At 70.3% G+C, this 19,307-nt stretch carries 16 protein-coding genes and 1 tRNA gene; 3 read left to right on the top strand and 14 right to left on the bottom strand.

The genetic code is table 11. From position 1 onward, the window contains the following. Window positions 1-23: 23 nt before the first annotated feature. The 9 genes from rpoB to AB0947_RS03195 all read right to left on the bottom strand — a co-directional run bounded on the left by rpoB (window position 24) and on the right by AB0947_RS03195 (window position 10,612). Window positions 24-3,509, bottom strand: a complete 3,486-nt coding sequence (rpoB, locus tag AB0947_RS03235) for a DNA-directed RNA polymerase subunit beta (protein ID WP_366748556.1) — start codon at window positions 3,507-3,509, stop codon at window positions 24-26. Window positions 3,510-4,058: 549 nt separating this feature from the next. Then, window positions 4,059-4,448 carry a 50S ribosomal protein L7/L12 gene (rplL, locus tag AB0947_RS03230; protein WP_366748555.1) on the bottom strand — a complete coding sequence of 130 codons (390 nt, stop codon included), beginning with the start codon at window positions 4,446-4,448 and terminating at the stop codon, window positions 4,059-4,061. Window positions 4,449-4,559: 111 nt separating this feature from the next. Further along, complete coding sequence (gene rplJ / locus AB0947_RS03225) at window positions 4,560-5,090, bottom strand: 50S ribosomal protein L10 (protein WP_030641169.1); 531 nt, start codon at window positions 5,088-5,090, stop codon at window positions 4,560-4,562. A 1,597-nt stretch (window positions 5,091-6,687) separates the two neighbouring features. Next, the gene (locus AB0947_RS03220) at window positions 6,688-7,608 is read right to left on the bottom strand and encodes a hypothetical protein (protein ID WP_366748554.1); all 921 of its coding nucleotides are present in this window, start codon (window positions 7,606-7,608) and stop codon (window positions 6,688-6,690) included. 167 nt (window positions 7,609-7,775) lie between these two features. After that, window positions 7,776-8,501: a 50S ribosomal protein L1 gene (rplA, locus tag AB0947_RS03215; RefSeq protein WP_366748553.1), complete on the bottom strand. Its 726-nt coding sequence runs from the start codon at window positions 8,499-8,501 to the stop codon at window positions 7,776-7,778. A gap of 100 nt (window positions 8,502-8,601) precedes the next feature. Then, window positions 8,602-9,036: a 50S ribosomal protein L11 gene (gene rplK / locus AB0947_RS03210; RefSeq protein WP_030345386.1), complete on the bottom strand. Its 435-nt coding sequence runs from the start codon at window positions 9,034-9,036 to the stop codon at window positions 8,602-8,604. Window positions 9,037-9,204: 168 nt separating this feature from the next. Then, window positions 9,205-10,065 (bottom strand): transcription termination/antitermination protein NusG, encoded by an 861-nt coding sequence (gene nusG / locus AB0947_RS03205; RefSeq protein WP_366748552.1) that lies wholly within the window; start codon window positions 10,063-10,065, stop codon window positions 9,205-9,207. A gap of 80 nt (window positions 10,066-10,145) precedes the next feature. Further along, window positions 10,146-10,433, bottom strand: coding sequence for a preprotein translocase subunit SecE (secE, locus tag AB0947_RS03200; protein ID WP_014674349.1), 288 nt, complete (start codon window positions 10,431-10,433; stop codon window positions 10,146-10,148). Between the two features lie 106 nt (window positions 10,434-10,539). Then, window positions 10,540-10,612, bottom strand: a tRNA-Trp gene (locus AB0947_RS03195). A gap of 260 nt (window positions 10,613-10,872) precedes the next feature. Here AB0947_RS03195 and AB0947_RS03190 point away from each other — a divergent pair. Then, window positions 10,873-12,099, top strand: coding sequence for a pyridoxal phosphate-dependent aminotransferase (locus tag AB0947_RS03190; protein ID WP_366748551.1), 1,227 nt, complete (start codon window positions 10,873-10,875; stop codon window positions 12,097-12,099). A 135-nt stretch (window positions 12,100-12,234) separates the two neighbouring features. Continuing rightward, on the top strand, window positions 12,235-13,275 hold the full coding sequence (locus tag AB0947_RS03185) for an adenosine deaminase (RefSeq protein WP_366748550.1): 1,041 nt from the start codon (window positions 12,235-12,237) through the stop codon (window positions 13,273-13,275). A 370-nt stretch (window positions 13,276-13,645) separates the two neighbouring features. Here AB0947_RS03185 and AB0947_RS03180 read toward each other — a convergent pair whose 3' ends face one another. After that, the gene (locus tag AB0947_RS03180; protein WP_366748549.1) at window positions 13,646-14,269 is read right to left on the bottom strand and encodes a helix-turn-helix domain-containing protein; all 624 of its coding nucleotides are present in this window, start codon (window positions 14,267-14,269) and stop codon (window positions 13,646-13,648) included. Between the two features lie 112 nt (window positions 14,270-14,381). On the opposite strand from AB0947_RS03180, the gene AB0947_RS03175 reads away from it, so the two are divergent. Beyond that, the gene (locus AB0947_RS03175; RefSeq protein ID WP_366748548.1) at window positions 14,382-15,014 is read left to right on the top strand and encodes an NAD(P)H-binding protein; all 633 of its coding nucleotides are present in this window, start codon (window positions 14,382-14,384) and stop codon (window positions 15,012-15,014) included. Between the two features lie 38 nt (window positions 15,015-15,052). On the opposite strand, the gene AB0947_RS03170 is transcribed toward AB0947_RS03175, so the two are convergent. From AB0947_RS03170 to AB0947_RS03155, 4 genes are all read right to left on the bottom strand, one after another. Then, window positions 15,053-16,108, bottom strand: coding sequence for a UDP-N-acetylmuramate dehydrogenase (locus AB0947_RS03170; RefSeq protein WP_366748547.1), 1,056 nt, complete (start codon window positions 16,106-16,108; stop codon window positions 15,053-15,055). Window positions 16,109-16,672: 564 nt separating this feature from the next. Then, complete coding sequence (locus tag AB0947_RS03165; RefSeq protein WP_366748546.1) at window positions 16,673-17,053, bottom strand: DUF3291 domain-containing protein; 381 nt, start codon at window positions 17,051-17,053, stop codon at window positions 16,673-16,675. Between the two features lie 28 nt (window positions 17,054-17,081). Continuing rightward, window positions 17,082-18,533, bottom strand: coding sequence for an MFS transporter (locus tag AB0947_RS03160; protein WP_366748545.1), 1,452 nt, complete (start codon window positions 18,531-18,533; stop codon window positions 17,082-17,084). Between the two features lie 97 nt (window positions 18,534-18,630). Further along, window positions 18,631-19,200, bottom strand: coding sequence for a helix-turn-helix domain-containing protein (locus AB0947_RS03155; protein ID WP_366748544.1), 570 nt, complete (start codon window positions 19,198-19,200; stop codon window positions 18,631-18,633). Between the last annotated feature and the right edge of the window lie 107 nt (window positions 19,201-19,307).

Genomic DNA, 19,307 nt, shown 5'->3' with positions numbered 1-19,307 from the left:
GCGAGGCCCCTACCGGACTCCCGTCAGACCTCTTCGACGCTGCTCGGCTCGCGCCGGGACAGGTCGATACCGAGCTCCTCCGCAGCGCGGAAGACGTCCTCGTCGGTGTCGCGCATCTCGATGGACATACCGTCGCTGGACAGCACCTCCACGTTCAGGCAGAGCGACTGCATCTCCTTGATGAGCACCTTGAAGGACTCGGGGATGCCGGGCTCGGGGATGTTCTCGCCCTTGACGATGGCCTCGTAGACCTTCACGCGGCCGGTGACGTCGTCGGACTTGATGGTCAGCAGCTCCTGGAGGGCGTACGCGGCGCCGTAGGCCTCGAGGGCCCACACCTCCATCTCGCCGAACCGCTGGCCACCGAACTGGGCCTTACCACCCAGCGGCTGCTGGGTGATCATCGAGTACGGACCGGTCGAACGGGCGTGCAGCTTGTCGTCGACCAGGTGGTGCAGCTTCAGGATGTACATGTAGCCGACCGAGATCGGGTCCGGGAACGGCTCACCGCTACGGCCGTCGAACAGCCGCGCCTTACCGGTCGGGAGCACCATGCGCTCGCCGTCCCGGTTCGGGATGGTGTGCTGCAGCAGACCCGCCAGCTCGTCCTCACGGGCACCGTCGAAGACCGGGGTCGCGACGTTGGTGCCGGGGGCGACCTGGTCGGCGCCGATGACCTGCAGGCGCTGGGCCCACTCCTCCGCGAGGCCGGAGACGTCCCAGCCGCGGCTGGCGAGCCAGCCGAGGTGGATCTCCAGGACCTGTCCCGGGTTCATTCGGGACGGCACACCCAGCGGGTTGAGGATGATGTCGACCGGGGTTCCGTCCTCCAGGAACGGCATGTCCTCGATCGGCAGGATCTTGGAGATGACACCCTTGTTGCCGTGCCGGCCGGCGAGCTTGTCACCGTCGGTGATCTTGCGCTTCTGCGCGACGTAGACGCGGACCAGCTGGTTCACGCCCGGCGGCAGCTCGTCGCCCTCCTCGCGGTCGAAGACGCGCACACCGATGACCTTGCCGGTCTCGCCGTGCGGCACCTTCAGCGAGGTGTCACGGACCTCACGGGCCTTCTCACCGAAGATCGCGCGCAGCAGGCGCTCCTCCGGCGTCAGCTCGGTCTCACCCTTCGGGGTGACCTTGCCGACGAGGATGTCACCGGCGATGACCTCGGCGCCGATGCGGATGATGCCGCGCTCGTCGAGGTCGGCGAGGACCTCCTCGGAGACGTTCGGGATGTCCCGGGTGATCTCCTCGGGGCCGAGCTTGGTGTCACGGGCGTCGACCTCGTGCTCCTCGATGTGGATCGAGGAGAGGACGTCGTCCTGCACGAGGCGCTGCGACAGGATGATCGCGTCCTCGTAGTTGTGACCCTCCCACGGCATGAACGCCACGAGCAGGTTCTTGCCGAGGGCCATCTCGCCGTTCTGGGTGGCCGGGCCGTCGGCGAGGACCTGGCCCTCGACGACACGGTCGCCCTCGTTGACGATGACCTTCTGGTTGACCGAGGTGCCCTGGTTGGAACGGGCGAACTTGGCCAGGCGGTACGTGATGTACGTGCCGTCGTCGTTGGCCGTGGTGATGTAGTCCGCGGAGACCTCCTGGACCACACCGGCCTTCTCGGCCTTGACGACGTCGCCGGCGTCGACGGCGGAGCGGTACTCCATGCCGGTGCCGACGAGCGGGGCCTCCGACTTAATCAGCGGAACGGCCTGGCGCATCATGTTCGCGCCCATGAGGGCACGGTTGGCGTCGTCGTGCTCGAGGAAGGGGATCATGGCGGTCGCGACCGACACCATCTGGCGCGGCGAGACGTCCATGTAGTCCACGTCCTCGGGGCCGACGTAGTCGACCTCGCCGCCACGACGGCGGACGAGCACGCGGCTCTCCTCGAACCGGAGGTCGTTCGTCAGCGGCGCGTTGGCCTGCGCGATGACGAAGCGGTCCTCCTCGTCGGCGGTCAGGTAGTCGACCTCGTCGGTGACCTGGCCGTCGATGACCTTGCGGTACGGGGTCTCGACGAAGCCGAACGCGTTGACCCGGCCGTAGGAGGCGAGCGAGCCGATCAGACCGATGTTCGGACCTTCGGGCGTCTCGATCGGGCACATACGACCGTAGTGCGACGGGTGCACGTCACGGACCTCGAAGCCGGCCCGCTCACGGGAGAGACCACCCGGGCCAAGAGCCGACAGACGGCGCTTGTGGGTGAGACCCGACAGCGGGTTGTTCTGGTCCATGAACTGCGACAGCTGGCTGGTGCCGAAGAACTCCTTGATGGAGGCGACGACCGGCCGGATGTTGATCAGGGTCTGCGGCGTGATCGCCTCGACGTCCTGGGTCGTCATCCGCTCGCGGACGACACGCTCCATACGCGCCAGACCCGTACGGACCTGGTTCTGGATGAGCTCGCCGACGCTGCGCAGACGACGGTTGCCGAAGTGGTCGATGTCGTCGGTCTCGACGACGACCGTCTCGCCGGTGTCACCGGTGGTCTCGGTCTCGCCGGCGTGCAGCTTCACCAGGTACTTGATCGTCGCGATGATGTCCTCGACGGTCAGGATGCCCGCGTCCAGCGGGGTGTCCGTACCCAGCTTCTTGTTGACCTTGTAGCGGCCGACCTTGGCGAGGTCGTAGCGCTTGGGGTTGAAGTAGAGGTTCTCCAGCAGCGTCTGCGCGGCCTCACGCGTGGGGGGCTCGCCCGGGCGCAGCTTGCGGTAGATGTCGAGCAGCGCGTCGTCCTGGCCCTGGGTGTGGTCCTTCTCCAGGGTGGCGCGCATCGACTCGTAGTCGCCGAACTCCTCAAGGATCTGCTCGGTCGTCCAGCCGAGCGCCTTCAGCAGCACGGTGACCGACTGCTTGCGCTTGCGGTCGATGCGGACACCGACCATGTCGCGCTTGTCGATCTCCATCTCCAGCCAGGCACCCCGGGACGGGATGATCTTGGCGGAGAAGATGTCCTTGTCGGACGTCTTGTCGATGCTGGAGTCGAAGTAGACACCGGGGGAACGGACCAGCTGCGACACCACGACACGTTCGGTGCCGTTGATGACGAAAGTGCCCTTGTTCGTCATGAGCGGGAAGTCGCCCATGAAGACGGTCTGGGACTTGATCTCGCCGGTCTCGTTGTTGGTGAACTCGGCGGTGACGAAGAGCGGGGCGGCGTACGTGAAGTCGCGCTCCTTGCACTCGTCGATCGAGTTCTTGGGCGGCTCGAAGCGGTGGTCCCGGAACGTCAGCGACATCGACCCGGAGAAGTCCTCGATCGGGGAGATCTCCTCGAAGATCTCCTCCAGACCGGACTTGGTGGGGACGTCCTGACCGTTCTCAAGGGCCTCCTCGACCCGAGTCTGCCAGGCGGTGTTGCCGAGCAGCCAGTCAAAGCTCTCGGTCTGCAGCGCGAGCAGGTTCGGAACCTCGAGGGGCTCCTTGATCTTTGCAAAGGAGATGCGCAGCGGGGCGGTGCTGGCGCCGTTGTTCGTATTCGCGGTCGAGGCAGTGCGCGAGGCGGCCAAGAGGGGGTCCTTCCGAGGGCTCGGACTCACTACGCGCGTACCGGTCCCTCTCCCGTACACAGAGACGGAAACCCCAGGTCGGGGGGGCTTCGGTCGACTGTGCTCAAGTGAGGGCAGACCCCTGGTGACGGGCAGGGGACAGCTAACAGGCAGCGCAAAGGGTCAGTGTAGCCACTTGGCACACTGATGTCCAGTGCGGGTTTTCGAAGACCCTCGTTGCCCTCAACGCCCTCTTCAACGCCCTTGGCATGCCTGCCCTCAACGCACGTTGATACTGCCCTCTTCGTCGCCGATCCATGCCTCGGATTCGGATCCTTGTGACGACGCGTCCTGAGAATTGCGCGCTGCGTGCGGTTCGTCAAGGGTTCCTTGCCGATACCGGGGCATCGGGAGACACGACGAAGATCACCTTACCCCTCACGAACAGAGGTGCAAGGCAGCCCAGCCGGACCCCGGGGAACGCCGAAGGGCGACCACCCGGATGGATGATCGCCCTTCGGTGCGTTCGCGTTACAGCCCTACGGGGCCGTTTCGGCGGTCGCGAAGGTCTTACTTGACCTCGACGGACGCGCCGGCGCCCTTGAGGGCCTCGGCGGCCTTGTCGGCCTGCTCCTTGTTGACCTTCTCGAGGACCGGCTTCGGGGTGCCGTCGACGAGGTCCTTGGCCTCCTTCAGACCCAGGGAGGTCAGCTCACGCACGACCTTGATGACCTGGATCTTCTTCTCGCCGGCGCCGGTGAGGACGACGTCGAACTCGTCCTTCTCCTCCTCGGCCTCGGCGGCGGCGCCACCAGCGGCACCACCGGCGACGACGACCGGCGCGGCAGCGGCGGCGGTGACGTCGAACTTGTCCTCGAAGGCCTTCACGAACTCGGAGAGCTCGATGAGGGTCATCTCCTCGAACTGGGCGAGCAGGTCTTCCTGGCTGAGCTTCGCCATGATGGCGGTCCTTCCACTCAAATCGGCAGGTGCCGGATGTACTGGGTAAGGCGGGCGTACGTCGGCCCGCTGCGACCCGCGCCGTTGGCGCGGGTCAGAAAGCGAGCCGAATTACTCGGCACCGCCCTGCTCGGCCTGCTTGGCGCGCAGCGCGTCCACGGTGCGGACGAGCTTCGACGGCAGCGCCTGGAAGACGGAGGCAGCCTGGGACTGCTTCGCCTTGAAGGCACCGGCCAGCTTGCTGAGCAGAACCTCGCGGGACTCGAGGTCCGCAAGCTTCTTGATCTCGTCGGCGGACAGCGCCTTGCCGTCAAGGACACCGCCCTTGATGACGAGATTGGGGTTGTCCTTGGCGAAGTCACGGAGACCCTTCGCCGACTCCACCGGGTCACCGGTGACGAAGGCGACGGCCGTCGGACCAGCGAAGAGCTGGTCGTCCAGCGTGATCCCGGCCTCGTTGGCCGCAATCTTGGTCAGCGTGTTCTTCACCACGGCGTACTGGGCGTTCTCACCGAGCGACCGGCGCAGCGTCTTGAGCTGCGCCACGGTGAGACCGCGGTACTCGGTCAGCACGGCGGCGTTGGAGCTGCGGAACTTGTCCGTCAGCTCAGCAACCGCGGCAGCCTTGTCGGGCCTCGCCATAGAGCCTCGGCCTCCTTCCGGGTGATTCGGACCGCGCGGACCCGAAGGAGGACTGGGTAAAACGAAACGCCCCGGCGCAGGTGCACGGGGCGGACTCGACCGGCCGCACACGCGCTCGGCGCGCGCACTCCGGGAGTTCTTCCACTGTCACCTGCGCGGGTCGCCCACTTTTCAGCGGATCCTTCGGCCACCGCACCCTCGTTCGAGCGTGCGGCAACGACCAGCGGTCTTTGGCTTCTCGGAGAGAGTACGGGACACGGCCTCCTCCGAGCAAATCGACCGTTTACGACCGCTCCACCCGGGGCAACGGGCTCCGCGAACGGGTCCCTCCGGGGGTTGCGGCGCATACGGCCAGGCTGTCACGGGAAGCCTTGGCTCGGACGGACGGGCGGGCGGGGGTTAGCGGGGCGGGCTGTGACGGCGGGCCTTGGCTCGGGTGGGCGGGGGTTTGCGGGGGCAGGCTGTGACGGAGACCTTAGGTCGGGCGGGCGGGCCTCCGCGGGGGCGGGCTGTGACGGCGGGCCGTGCCCCGGACTGGCTGTGCGTGCCGGCAGCCTTCGGCGCGGGCAAGCCTCTGCGAGGGGCACGGCGCGAACGGGCTATTGCGGGGGCGAGCGGTGACGGGAAGCCTTGGCTCGGGGGAGCGCGTTCCTGCGGGGATGGGCTGCGACAGCGGGCTGTGGCTCCGGCTAACGATGCATGCTGGCATGCCTCTACCCGGGCGAGCAGGCCTCGGCGCGAGCGGTCAGGCCCTGGCAAGGCGGGCTGTGACGGCATGCCTTGGCTCGGCGAGCGGAGCTCTGCCGGGAGGCCACGGCGCGTGCGGGCGCGCTGTGACGGGAGATCGGGGCCGGCCGTGCGGGCCCCTGCGGGAGACCGTGGCGGGTACGGGCGGGCCACCGCGACGGAAGGCCATGGCTCGGGCGAGCTATCCATGGCCGCAGCCCCCGGCGCCACAAGCGGGTCAAGCGCGGCAGGCCGTGGCTCGGGCAAGCTGGCCGTGACGGGAGCCCGGGCTCGGACAAGCGGCCCGTGGCCGCAGCCTCCGGCTCGGGCGAGGGGGCCAAGGCTGAGAGGTCATGACGCGCGCGGACAGGCCACGCGACGGGAGGTCGAGGCTCGGGTAAACGACCGGTGGCCGCAGCCCCGGCCCGCGCGAGCGGGCAGGCCGCGCAACGAAGGCTGTGGCTCGGACGAGCTGCCGCAGCCGCAGCCCCCGTCGGCCCGGACGAGCGGGCTCCTGCCGGGAAGCCACGGCGCGCGCGGGGAGGCCGCGCGACGGGAGGCCGTGGCTCGGACGAGCTATCCACGCCGGCAGCCCCGGCCCGGGCGATCGGGCTAAGGACGGAAGACCGTGTTGCCAGAGCGGGCGCCGCACAGCGGGAGGCTGCGGCGTGGACGAGCGACCCCTAGCCGCAACCCCGGCCCGGACAAGTAGGCCTCTGCCGGGAAACCACGGCTCAGATGAGCTAGCCGCAGCCGCAGCCCCCAGCCGGGGCGAGTGGGCCTCTGCAGAGAGGCCGTCGAGTGTTCCCTGGCCTCCGCCGTCCGGGCGGGAGGCCCTCCGGGGGGCCGGGGGCCTCGCGGAGGCGTCCGGTCAGGACGTCGCGCCGGTGCCGCCCGTCAGCGTGCCGCCGGACTTCATCATGTCCGCGAAGTCCTTGGTGTCGCCGGCCGGGGGCGCCTCGGCGGTGACCTTCACGCCGTAGTCGGTGTAGAAGGACGTGTTGGTCATGGCGCCGTTGGCCGTGTCCGCCTTCTCGGTCTTCTTCACCAGCAGGTCCTGGTCGTTGATCCAGATGTCGACCTTGTCGGTGGTGACGCCGGCCTGGCTGAGCTGCTTCTTCAGGGCCGACAGCTGCTCGGCGCTGAGGTTGCTGGTCTTGCCCGCGAGGTCGGCGACGTTCAGCGTGCCCGAGTAGTGGGTGGTGTGGACGCCGGAGACCGTCTCCTCGCCGACCTTCTTGACGTCGCCGGAGGCCAGCAGCATCTTCACGGACTGGTTCGGCGTGGCGTTCTGGATCTGGTCCTTCATGTACGAACCGGAGGCGCCGCCAAGCTTGGCGAGGTCGTCGTAGGAGTACTTGATCCAGTGCTTGCCACCGCCCGCCTGCTGGGCGTACGTGTCGCTCATGTGGGCGTAGTAGGCGTCCGGCAGGTACCGGGCCTCCATCGACTGCGTGCCGGCCTTCTTCATCAGCTCGGCCATCTGGCCGCCGGTGTACGTGATGGTGAGGTTGCCCTTGAGGCCGTCGCCCCAGGTGAGGGCGCCGTTCGCGGTCATCGACATGAGGTCGCCGATGGACGTGGTGGAGCGCACCTTGGCGGAGTCGGCCTTGTCGGTGGACTTCTCCGCGGAACGCAGGGCGGCGATGGGGCTGACGTGCGTCGCGGTCTTGCCGGCCGCCTTCTCACCGCCGTCCTTGCCGGAGTCGGAGGAGCCGCACGCGGCCACTCCGGTCAGCGCGGCCACCACGGCTGCGGCAAGGGCCGCCCGGCGCACGATCGTGCTCATCATGTACTCCCACCCCTAATGCGTGTCCTGTGCCTGCACCGTATGCCAGGCCACTGACAGTCGTGCGAAAAGTCGCACAAAGAAAGGACGGGCCCGGAACCTCCGAGGTTCCAGGGCCCGCCCTTTTTCTTTACGCGTACCTGACGCGGCTACCGGACTGAGCCGAGGGCTCAGACGGCGGCCGGGTCCTCCTCGACGAGGAGGTTACGGGTGCGGTTCGGGTCGACCGGGATGCCGGGGCCCATGGTGGTGCTGACCGCGGCCTTCTTGATGTAGCGACCCTTGGCGGCGGACGGCTTCAGACGGAGGATCTCCTCCAGCGCGGCGCCGTAGTTCTCCACCAGCTTGGTGTCGTCGAAGGACGCCTTGCCGATGATGAAGTGCAGGTTCGAGTGCTTGTCGACGCGGAACTCGATCTTGCCGCCCTTGATGTCGGTGACGGCCTTGGCGACGTCGGGGGTGACGGTGCCGGTCTTCGGGTTCGGCATCAGACCACGCGGGCCGAGGACGCGGCCGAGGCGGCCGACCTTGCCCATGAGGTCCGGGGTGGCGACGACGGCGTCGAAGTCCAGACGGCCCTTCGCCACCTCGTCGATCAGTTCGTCGGAGCCGACGATGTCGGCGCCGGCGGCCTCCGCGGCCGCAGCACGGTCACCGGTCGCGAAGACCAGGACCCGGGCGGTCTTGCCGGTGCCGTGCGGAAGGTTCACGGTGCCACGGACCATCTGGTCGGCCTTGCGCGGGTCGACACCCAGACGGAAGGCGACCTCGACGGTGGAGTCGAACTTGGTCGTGGAGGTCTCCTTGGCCAGACGGACGGCCTCGAGCGGGGCGTACAGCTTCTCCCGGTCGACCTTGGCGTCCGCAGCGCGGAGAGCCTTGCTGCGCTTGCTCACAACTTGCTCCTGTGTGTTCTGAAGGAGTCGTGGTCCCTGGGCCGAGCAGGCCCTGCCACGTGCGACCGGCTACGGCCGCATGACTGCTTGGGGGGTGGGGTCAGCCCTCGACCGTGACGCCCATGGAACGCGCGGTACCGGCGATGATCTTCGCGGCGGCGTCCAGGTCGTTCGCGTTCAGGTCGGGCATCTTGGTCTGGGCGATCTCGCGGACCTGCGCCTCGGTGATCTTGGCGACCTTGGTCTTGTGCGGCTCGCCGGAGCCCTTCTCGATGCCCGCGGCCTTGAGGATCATCTTCGCGGCCGGCGGCGTCTTGGTGATGAAGGTGAAGGAGCGGTCCTCGTAGACCGTGATCTCCACCGGGATGACCCAACCGCGCTGCGACTCGGTCGCGGCGTTGTAGGCCTTGCAGAACTCCATGATGTTGACGCCGTGCTGACCCAGCGCCGGGCCGACCGGCGGAGCCGGGTTGGCGGCGCCGGCCTGGATCTGGAGCTTGATGAGCCCCGTGACCTTCTTCTTCTTGGGAGGCATAGCTCTCCGGGTCCTTTCGGTTCGGGTCCTGCCCGCCTCCGGGGACCACCCGGATGCAGGCATACCGCACAACGATAACGGGTATAGATGCGCGGCTGAAAACCGTGCAGGTCAGGTGGGCTGAACCAGCCCACCTGACCTGCACGGAAGCGGTACGTCCAGAAAGTTCTAGTTCTTCTGGATCTGGTCGAAGGAGAGCTCGACCGGCGTCTCGCGGCCGAAGATCTCCACCAGGCCCTTGACCTTCTTCGAGTCGGGGTTGATCTCGTTGATGGTCGCCTGCAGCGTGGCGAACGGGCCGTCGGTGACGGTGACCGAGTCGCCGACCTCGAAGTCCAGCACCTGGACCTCGACCTTGCGCTGCGGGGCGGGCTTGCCCTCGGCCTCGGCGGCCTCGCGGGCGGCCTTCTCCTCGGCCTCCGGGGCGAGCATCTTGACGATCTCGTCCAGGGTCAGCGGGTACGGGTCGTAGGCGTTGCCGACGAAGCCGGTGACGCCCGGGGTGTTGCGGACGACGCCCCAGGACTCGTTCGTCAGGTCCATGCGGACCAGGACGTAACCCGGCAGCTTGTTCTGCTTGATCGTCTTGCGGTCGCCGTTCTTGATCTGGACGACCTCTTCCTGCGGCACCTCGGCCTGGAAGATGTAGTCCTCGACGTTCAGCGAGACGGCGCGCTGCTCCAGGTTGGTCTTCACGCGGTTCTCGTAACCGGCGTAGGTGTGGATGACGTACCACTCGCCGGGCAGGGTGCGCAGTTCCTCGCGCAGGGCCTCGACCGGGTCCACCGGAGCGGCGGGCTCCTCCTCGGCGGCCTCCGCGACGGCGGCCTCCTCGTCGGTCTCGGCCTCTTCGTCCTCGTCCTCGGCGTGCAGGGCGGCCTCCTCGGCCGGCTCACCCGCCTCGGCCTCGGCAGCCTCGAACTCGTCCTGCTCGTCCGCGCCCTCGACGATGTCGAGCTCGTCGTCCACCGTCTCGGCGGCCAGCCCTCGGGGCTCGGTGGCGTCGTCGTTCAGGTTCGGGTCAGACACGATGGCTGCTTCTTCCTGGATACATAGGGGTGGAACATGCGAAAACGGGCGCCGGTACCACGGCGCCCTTCGCTCTTGGCTCAGCCGAAGACGTACTTGGCCGCGTGGTTGAGCCCATAGTCAATCACGGTCACCAGGGCGATCATGATGGCGACGAAGAAGATCACCACGGTGGTGTACGAGGTCAGCTGGTTGCGCGAGGGCCAGACGACCTTCCGGAGCTCCGCGATGATCTGGCGGTAGAAGGTGGCCAGGCGCTTGAGCGGGCCCTTCTTGGCGCGCTTGCCGCCCTTGCGAGCCCTCTTCTTGGACTCGGACACCTCGTCCTGGGCGTCAGGCGTGTCGATGGAGCCCACGGCGTCCGTCATAATCCTCACCTGATCCCGGGTCATGGCCGTGCCGCGCCCGGTTTCTGAGCCGCACGGCGGTGCATTGCAGTACGTACATGCGCACACATCCTGGCGGTGTGTGTAGCAGGGCCGGAGGGACTTGAACCCCCAACCGCCGGTTTTGGAGACCGGTGCTCTACCAATTGAGCTACGACCCTTTGTGTGTCCCCCAACGTACCGCATCCGACCGGGTGCCCGGTGTGCACCGGCCCGGCGGCGGCTGCTGGAGGCCAACGAGGTGAGAGTGTACGTGGTCCGGGGCGCGGCGTCGAACAGAAAGTGCCCGTTCGGGGCCGCGTGGCCAGAGATCGTCCTGGCCGGGGCCCGGATTCGGACCCGTGTTCACGCCTCGACCCTTCCTGTTCAGTCTGTGAAACCCGTGTGCCGGGCTCATTTCCGGTCTGGAACGATGGGCGGCATGAGCGCTGCAACCCCTCCCACCGAGCGCCGGGTCTCCGCCCGAGTCGGCGCGATCTCCGAGTCCGCCACCCTCGCCGTGGACGCCAAGGCGAAGGCCCTGAAGGCCGCCGGGCGTCCGGTGATCGGCTTCGGCGCCGGTGAGCCCGACTTCCCGACCCCGGACTACATCGTCGAGGCGGCCGTCGAGGCCTGCAAGAACCCCAAGTACCACCGGTACACCCCGGCCGGCGGCCTGCCGGAGCTGAAGGCCGCCATCGCGGCGAAGACGCTGCGCGACTCCGGCTGGGAGCCCGACGTCTCGCAGATCCTCGTCACCAACGGCGGCAAGCAGGCCATCTACGAGGCGTTCGCCGCGATCCTCGACCCGGGCGACGAGGTCATCGTCCCGGCGCCGTACTGGACGACCTACCCGGAGTCGATCCGCCTGGCCGGCGGTGTCCCGGTCGAGGTCGTCGCCGACGAGACCACCGGCTACCGGGTCTCGGTCGAGCAGCTGGAGGCGGCGCGCACGGAGAAGACGAAGGTCGTGCTGTTCGTCTCCCCGTCCAACCCGACCGGCGCGGTGTACTCCGAGGCCGAGACCGAGGCGATCGGCCGCTGGGCCGTGGAGCACGGCCTGTGGGTGCTCACCGACGAGATCTACGAGCACCTGGTCTACGGCGAGGCCGCCGCCGTGTCCCTGCCGGGGCTCTTCCCCGAGCTGCGCGACAAGTGCATCGTGGTCAACGGTGTGGCGAAGACGTACGCCATGACCGGCTGGCGCGTGGGCTGGGTCATCGGCCCGAAGGACGTGGTCAAGGCCGCGACGAACCTCCAGTCGCACGCCACCTCGAACGTCTCCAACGTCGCCCAGGTGGCCGCGCTGGCCGCCGTCTCCGGTGACCTCGACGCCGTGGCGACGATGCGCGAGGCCTTCGACCGGCGCCGCAAGACCATCGTGCGGATGCTCAACGAGATCGACGGCGTGGTCTGCCCGGAGCCCGAGGGCGCCTTCTACGCCTACCCGTCGGTCAAGGCGCTGCTCGGCAAGGAGATCCGCGGCAAGCGCCCGAAGGACACCGTCGAGCTGGCCGCGCTGATCCTGGAGGAGGCCGAGGTCGCGGTCGTCCCGGGCGAGGCGTTCGGCACGCCGGGCTACCTGCGGCTGTCGTACGCGCTCGGTGACGAGGACCTCGTCGAGGGCGTGAGCCGCGTCCAGAAGCTGCTGGCGGAGGCCAGGGACTGAGTCGTCCATTTGTCGTCCATTTCTGGACAGGGGCACTTCCGGATCTCCGGAGGTGCCCCCGTTCCTTTGTGCGAGCAAGACCACGTGAGGGGAAACGGCTACCGGGACAGCGGGGACATACGGCAGGATCTGGGAATGGAGCGTGTACGTGATCTCTCTGAGCTGCCGAAAGCCCATCTGCACCTGCACTTCACCGGCTCGATGCGACCGGGCACCGTCCTGGAACTCGCCGACAAGTACGGTGTCCGCCTGCCCGACGCGCTGACGGAGGCGCTGACCAGCGGGGAACCGCCGAGACTGCGGGCCACGGACGAGCGGGGCTGGTTCCGTTTCCAGCGGCTGTACGACGCCGCGCGCTCCTGCCTGCGCGAGCCGGAGGACATCCAGCGCCTGGTCCGGGAGGCCGCCGAGGAGGACCTGCGGGACGGCTCGGGCTGGCTGGAGATCCAGGTGGACCCGACGTCGTACGCGCCCCGGCTGGGCGGTCTGATCCCGGCCCTGGAGATCATCCTCGACGCGGTGGACACGACCTCGCGGGAGACCGGGCTCGGCATGCGGGTGCTGGTGGCCGCGAACCGGATGAAGCACCCGCTGGACGCGCGCACCCTGGCCCGGCTGGCGGTGCGCTACGCGGACCGGGGCGTGGTCGGCTTCGGGCTCTCCAACGACGAGCGGCGGGGCATGGCGCGGGACTTCGACCGGGCCTTCCACATCGCGCGGGAGGGCGGTCTGCTGTCGGCCCCGCACGGCGGTGAGCTGGCCGGCCCGGCGTCGGTCCGGGACTGCCTGGACGACCTGGACGCCACGCGGATCGGGCACGGGGTGCGGGCGGCGGAGAACCCCCGGCTGCTGAAGCGGCTGGCCGACCGGGGCGTGACCTGCGAGGTGTGCCCGGCGTCGAACGTGGCGCTCGGCGTGTACGAGAAGGCGGAGGACGTGCCGCTGCGCACGCTCTTCGAGGCGGGCGTCCCGATGGCGCTGGGCGCCGACGACCCGCTGCTGTTCGGGTCCCGGCTGGCCGCCCAGTACGAGATCGCCCGCCACTCCCACGGCTTCACGGACGCGGAACTCGCGGAGCTGGCCCGGCAGTCGCTGCGCGGTTCGGCCGCCCCGGAGGAGGTCAGGAAGCGGCTGCTGGCCGGCGTGGACGACTGGCTGGCGCGCCCGGCGGCCTGAGACGGGCGTACGGCGGACAGGGCCTGAAGCAGACCGTCATCTCGACGGGGTGCCCGCCGCCGGGCGGATCGGCCAGGGGCGGGAACGATCCCAGGTATGCGGTGCGCCCCGGCGCGGACGCGTGCCCGGTCCCGGCGCCCGCTCCACACGGCGGCGTCCCGCGCGGGTCGGTGCGGACGGTCAGCGAGGTTCCCTGCCGCAGCCGGCGGCGCAGGCCGGGGCTTTCGTGGACGAGGAGCAGGTCCACCGGTTCGCCGGCGCCCTCGTCGGACGGGACGCCGCGCAGCAGCGGCAGGTGGACGATCGTGTGCGGGGAGCGGGCGGCGAAGGCGAACAGCCCGGCGAGCCGGTCGAGCGGTGCCTCATGGCGTCAGGGTCGCGGGTCGCCCGGCGCGTCCGCGACGGAGATTCCGCCCGCCAGGGTGCGGGCGATGCGGGTGGCGAACTCGTCCACGGGCGGGCGGGCGCCGGTCTCGGTGGCGTCGTAGGCGAACGCGCGCTGGGCGCAGGCGCCGAGGAGGAGGGAGGCGGCGGCGTAGGTGTCGGCGTCGGCACGGACCCGGCCGGCCGCCTGTTCGGCACGGAGGTAGGCGTCCAGGCCCTGGATGGGCAGGTGCGGGCCGGAGCCGATCGCGCGCAGCGCCTCGTCGTGGCGGCGCTTGAGCTGGGTCTCGGCGTAGAGGGAGGCGGCGATCGGGAAGCTCTGCTCGTAGAAGAGGGCGGCCTGGCGGGCGATCTCCGTGAGGTTCCCCGCGAGCGTGCCCCGGCCCGGTTCGGCGGCGAGGCCGCCGAGCAGCGGGGTGAGGCGGGGCAGGCGCTCGGTGAGGACCCGTACGAACAGCTCCTCCTTGCTGTCGAAGTACTTGTAGAGAGCCGCTTCGGAGCAGCCGGCCGCGCGGGCGATCTCCTTGGTGGTGGCGCGGGCGAGTCCGACGGTGAGCATCAGCTCGTGCGCCGCGTCGAGGATGCGGACACGCGCCGGCTTCGTCTCCATGGGGCTCCGATCGGGACTTGACGGGTGGGTGAGTGCCTACCCACCCTAGAGGCCACAGGGATGAGTGAACACTTACCCACCAGTCGGCGGACCAGGGGAGTCGGACGTCACTATGAAGCTCACTGTCTTCGGCGCCACGGGAGGGATCGGCCGGGAGCTGGTCCGCCAGGCCCTGGACGCCGGTCACGAGGTCACCGCCGTGGTACGGGACCCGGCCCGGCTCTCCGTCACCGGCGACCGTCTGGAGGTCGTGCGCAGCGGCCTGAGCGGCTCCGAGGAGCTGCGGCCCGCCGTACGGGGCCGGGACGCCGTGCTGTCGGGCCTGGGCGCGCGCAGCCGCAAGGACGCCGGGGTGGCCACCCGGCTGACCCGTACGGTGCTGGACGCCATGGAGGCGGAGGGGGTGCGCCGGCTGCTGGTGGTGAGCGCCGCGCCGGTCGGCCCGGCCCCGGCGCACGACGGCCCCCTGGACCGGGGGGTGCGGCGCCTGGTGTCGGCGGTCCTCAAGGACGTCTACGCCGACCTGCGGGCAATGGAGGCGGAGCTGGCCCGCAGCGGCACGGACTGGACGTCCGTACGGCCGCCCCGGCTCCAGGACAAGCCGCTCACCGGCCGCTACCGCACCGTCGTCGGCGGCTTCCCGCCCCGGGGACGCTTCATCGGCCGCGCGGACGTCGCGCACGCCATGCTTGCGATGATCGGCTCCGGGGAGACCCTGAAGCAGGGGGTCGGGGTGGCCTACTGAGCGGCGCGGCCCGCCACCGACGGCTCCCGGAACCGCTCCTAGACGCTGACGCCGACGGTCACCGGCTCGTTGACCAGGGTGACGCCGAACGCCTCACGGACGCCGGCGATCACCTCGCGGGCCAGGGCGAGCAGGTCCTCCGTGGTGGCACCGCCCCGGTTGGTGAGCGCGAGGGTGTGCTTGGTGGAGATGCGGGCGGGGCCGCTGCCGTACCCCTTGGTGAAGCCCGCCTTGTCGATCAGCCAGGCCGCGGAGGTCTTCGTACGGCCCTCCCCCGCCGGGTAGGCGGGCGGCTCGACGCCCTCGCCCAGCCGTGCGCGCACGCGCGCGTGGAACGCGGCGAACTGCTCGTCGCTGAGGATCGGGTTGGTGAAGAAGGAACCGGCCGACCAGGTGTCGTGGTCCTCGGGGTCGAGGACCATGCCCTTGCCGGCGCGCAGCTTCAGGACGGCCTCCCGGGCGTCGGCCAGCGGCACCCGGTCCCCCGGCTCCACGCCGAGCGCACGGGCGGCCTCGGCGTACCTGACCGGCGCGGACAGCCCGCCCGCGTCCTCCAGCTCGAAACGGACCCGGAGCACGACGTAGCGCTCGGGGTCGTCCTTGAAGCGGCTGTGGCGGTACGAGAAGGCGCACTCCTCGTTCGTCAGCGTGACGGTCTCGCCGGCCCGCCGGTCGTAGGCGATCACCTCGGTGATCGTCGAGGAGACCTCCTGGCCGTAGGCGCCCACGTTCTGGATCGGCGTGGCGCCCGCGGATCCGGGGATGCCGGCCAGGCACTCGATCCCGGCGAGCCCGGCCTCCACGGTGCGGGCGACGGCGTCGGTCCACACCTCGCCGGCCGCCAGCTCCAGGGTGGTGCCGCGCAGCTCGACCCCGCGCGTGGCGATGCGCAGCGCGGTGCCGTCGAAGCCCTTGTCGCCGATGACCAGGTTCGATCCGCCGCCGATGACCAGCAGCGGGGTGCCGCTGTCGTCCGCCTCGCGGACGGCGGCGATCACCTCGGCGTCGGTGGCGGCGGTCATCAGCCGCGTCGCGGGTCCACCCAGCCGGAAGGTGGTCAGCGGGGCAAGGGGGGCGTCGTGGAGTACCTGCACGGCCCCAAGACTACGAGACGGTCCGACGGCGGCCACGCCGACCGACAGGAGACCGCCGACGGACCCGGACCCGCCTGCACCACCGGCCTGCCGGTCCGGTGCCGACCCGGCGCGCATGACAGCGCGCTGCCGGACGATGCCCTGCCACTCCCCCTCCCACGCCGCACACGCACCCGTCCCCCACGCCCGGGGCGCATGCACGCGTGGCCTTCCCCCGCTGGGCCACAGGTCGACGCGCGGCGCCACCAGGCTGCCCGCGCGGCACGCCTAGCAGCGCGCTCCCGGACGGTGCCCCGCCGCACCCCGTCCCACGCCGCGCATGCACCCCTCCCCACGCCCGAAAACGCACGCACGCGCACGTGCCTGCGAGCCGCAGGCCCACGCGCGTGGCGCACCAGCCTGCCCGCGCGGCGCGCATGACAGCGCGCTCCCGCCCCCGCCGGGCACGCACCCCTCCCCGCACCCGAAAACACACGCACGCGCGCGTGGACCTCCCCTGCGGGCCACAGGTCCACGCGCGCGTGCGGCGTTGTGCGGTGCGGTGCTGTCCTGCACAGGCAACGGCTACGTCAGTCGCCGTGTCGCCTCCTCCCAGCTCACCGGGAGGCCGTCGGCGGAGGTCTGCCAGGTGGCGAACCGGACGTCGCGCATCTGGTCCGCCAGGGCGCGGGACGTCGGCCGGTGGGCTCCGGAGCGGGCGAACTCCCGTAGTGCGGCGGCCGACTCCCAGGCGGACAGGGTCCAGAAGGTCCGCCGCAGGGGCCGGGCCCTGAGGGCGGCCCCGTAGGCGCCCGGTGCGCGGCCGGCCTGCCGCCAGACGGCCGGTGTGCGCACGAGGAAGCGGAGGGCGCCCCACAGGGTGCGGGTCTCGAAGCGCGAGGCGAAGACGTGCGCCTCGGCGCCGGCCGGCGGCGGGTGGGGCACGGTCCAGGGAAGCGTGGGCATCGCGGGCTCCTCGCGGGGTGGTGGCAGGTCAGCGGGAGACGGTCTCGAGGACCGGCGCGGGCGCCTCCCCGGCCGCGGGGACGGCGCCGCGGCGCCCGGGGATCACCAGGGCCGCGACCGCGGCGAGGGCGACCACCGCCGAGCCGGTGACCAGGGCCGGCCGCAGACCGTCGACGAAGCTCTGCGCGGACTCGTAGCCGCCCCGCGCGGAGAAGATCGACGACATCACCGCGATGCCGAGCGCGCCGCCCACCTCGCGGAGCGCGTTGTTGGCGCCGGAGGCGATCCCCTGCTCCTGCGGGCGCACGCTGGCCATGACCAGGCTGGCGGCCGGCGCGAAGTACAGGGCCATGCCGACTCCGCTGATGACGAGGCCGGGCAGCTGGGCGCCATAGGAGACGTCCGTGGTGACGACCCAGGCCATGTAGCCGAGCCCGGCGGCCTGGAGGAACAGGCCCGCGGCGACGACCGGCCGGCCGCCGATCCGGTCGGACAGGAGCCCCGCGACGGGCGCGACGAGCATCGGCATGCCGGTCCACGGCAGCATCCTCAGTCCCGCCTCGGTGGGCGAGTAGCCGAGGACGCCCTGCATGTACTGGCTGAGCAGGAAGATGGAGCCGAACATCCCGACGAACATCAGCAGGCTGGCGGCGTTGATCCCGGAGAAGGACCGGGAGCGGAACAGCCGCATGGGCAGCATCGGGTGCGCCGCGCGGGAGCTGTAGCCGACGAAGCCCGCGAGCAGCGCCCCGCCCGCGCCGAGCGCGGTCAGCACCACGGAGTCGGTCCAGCCGTCGGCGGGCCCGCGGACCAGGCCGTAGACGATCCCGAAGAGCCCGCCGCTGGCGAGGAGCGTGCCGGGGACGTCGAGGCGGGCGCCGGTGCCGTGGGACTCGGCGAGGCGCAGCCGGGCGAGCGGCAGCGCGGCGAGGCCCAGCGGGACGTTCAGCCAGAAGATCCAGTGCCAGGAGACGTGCTCGGTGAGGCTGCCTCCGATCAGCGGCCCGGAGGCGACGGCGAGGCCGTTGACGGCGCCCCAGATGCCGTACACCGTCCCGCGCCGGGCCGCGGGCACGGCCGCCGTGAGCAGGGTCAGCGTGAGCGGCATCATCACGGCCGCGCCGACGCCCTGGACCGCGCGGGCGGCGATCAGGGAGTCGATGCCGGGTGCCATGGCCGCGGCGCCGGACGCGCCGGTGAAGACGGCGAGTCCGGCGAGGAACATCCGCCGGCGTCCGAACCGGTCGCCGAGCGCGGCACCGAACATCAGCAGGACGGCGAAGGTGAGCGTGTACGCGCTCACGGTCCACTCCAGGTCGTCCAGCGCCCCGCCGAGGTCCTCGCGGATGGAGGGCAGGGCGGTGGTGACGACGAGGTTGTCCAGGGACGCCATGAACCCGGCGACGCTCGTGATGACGAGGGCCCATATCCCGCTCGCGCGTGACGGTTCGGTGACGGGTGGTGCTGTCTGCTGTGCCATCGTCCCCCCAAGGGATCATAGTTAGTTATTGATGACTAACTTTCGTGGGCATGCGTGTGCGCATGCTCGTGCCCGCCGAGACGACAGGGCCAGGCCCCTACGCCTCCAGGCGACCCGTGAGCCGGGCCGAGGGATAGAGCCCCTCCCACACCCGGTGCTCGGGCGGAAAACCCATGGCCACCAGGCAGTTGATGAGCATCCCGTGAGCCAGGAAGGCGGTCGTCTCGTCGACGTCCGCGCCGAGCGCCAGCCGCACGGTGTCCCACAGCCGCATCCAGCCGGCCCGTACGCTCTCGCCGAACTCCCGGTCGCCCTCCTGCTCCGCGGCGGCCACGGCGATGTACATCTGCATCTGCATCATCAGCCACTCGGGCCGCTCCGCGATGACCTTGGTGTACGCGTTCGCCATGGCGTGCAGGGCCTCCTCGCCCCGCAGCCCCTCCGACGCCCGCTCGAAGGTCCGGATGGTGTCCTCCACGCAGCGTTCGGCCGCCGCGAGGAAGATCGCCTTCTTTCCCGGGAAGAGCCGGAAGAGGTACGGCTGGGAGACGCCGACCCGCTTGGCGATGGCCTCCGTGGAGGTGCCGTGGTACCCGCCGCGTGCGAACTCGGCGGTCGCCGCGCGGATGACACTCTCGCGTCGCTCCTCTGCGCTCATCCTTGCCATGCCACGAAGTTAGTGCTCAATCACTAACTTCGTCAAGGGTGTGCGGAGCCGTGCGGGAGGACGGCGTGCGCGAGGGGCGCCCCGCCGAAGGAGGACGCCCCGCTCAC

Origin of the sequence: Streptomyces sp. NPDC047841, assembly GCF_040704085.1 — a bacterium.
Classification (GTDB): domain Bacteria; phylum Actinomycetota; class Actinomycetes; order Streptomycetales; family Streptomycetaceae; genus Streptomyces; species Streptomyces argyrophylli.
This window is presented reverse-complemented; position numbering and strand designations above follow the sequence as displayed.

Excerpts from the sequence above, each read along its gene's own strand:
- rplL (WP_366748555.1), bottom strand. The coding sequence starts at position 4,448 with ATGGCGAAGCTCAGCCAGGAAGACCTGCTCGCCCAGTTCGAGGAGATG.
- AB0947_RS03155 (WP_366748544.1), bottom strand. The coding sequence starts at position 19,200 with ATGGCAAGGATGAGCGCAGAGGAGCGACGCGAGAGTGTCATCCGCGCG.
- AB0947_RS03190 (WP_366748551.1), top strand. The coding sequence starts at position 10,873 with ATGAGCGCTGCAACCCCTCCCACCGAGCGCCGGGTCTCCGCCCGAGTC.
- AB0947_RS03175 (WP_366748548.1), top strand. The coding sequence starts at position 14,382 with ATGAAGCTCACTGTCTTCGGCGCCACGGGAGGGATCGGCCGGGAGCTG.
- AB0947_RS03180 (WP_366748549.1), bottom strand. The coding sequence starts at position 14,269 with ATGGAGACGAAGCCGGCGCGTGTCCGCATCCTCGACGCGGCGCACGAG.
- AB0947_RS03160 (WP_366748545.1), bottom strand. The coding sequence starts at position 18,533 with ATGGCACAGCAGACAGCACCACCCGTCACCGAACCGTCACGCGCGAGC.
- rplJ (WP_030641169.1), bottom strand. The coding sequence starts at position 5,090 with ATGGCGAGGCCCGACAAGGCTGCCGCGGTTGCTGAGCTGACGGACAAG.
- AB0947_RS03185 (WP_366748550.1), top strand. The coding sequence starts at position 12,235 with ATGGAGCGTGTACGTGATCTCTCTGAGCTGCCGAAAGCCCATCTGCAC.
- AB0947_RS03220 (WP_366748554.1), bottom strand. The coding sequence starts at position 7,608 with ATGATGAGCACGATCGTGCGCCGGGCGGCCCTTGCCGCAGCCGTGGTG.
- rplK (WP_030345386.1), bottom strand. The coding sequence starts at position 9,036 with ATGCCTCCCAAGAAGAAGAAGGTCACGGGGCTCATCAAGCTCCAGATC.
- AB0947_RS03165 (WP_366748546.1), bottom strand. The coding sequence starts at position 17,053 with ATGCCCACGCTTCCCTGGACCGTGCCCCACCCGCCGCCGGCCGGCGCC.
- secE (WP_014674349.1), bottom strand. The coding sequence starts at position 10,433 with ATGACGGACGCCGTGGGCTCCATCGACACGCCTGACGCCCAGGACGAG.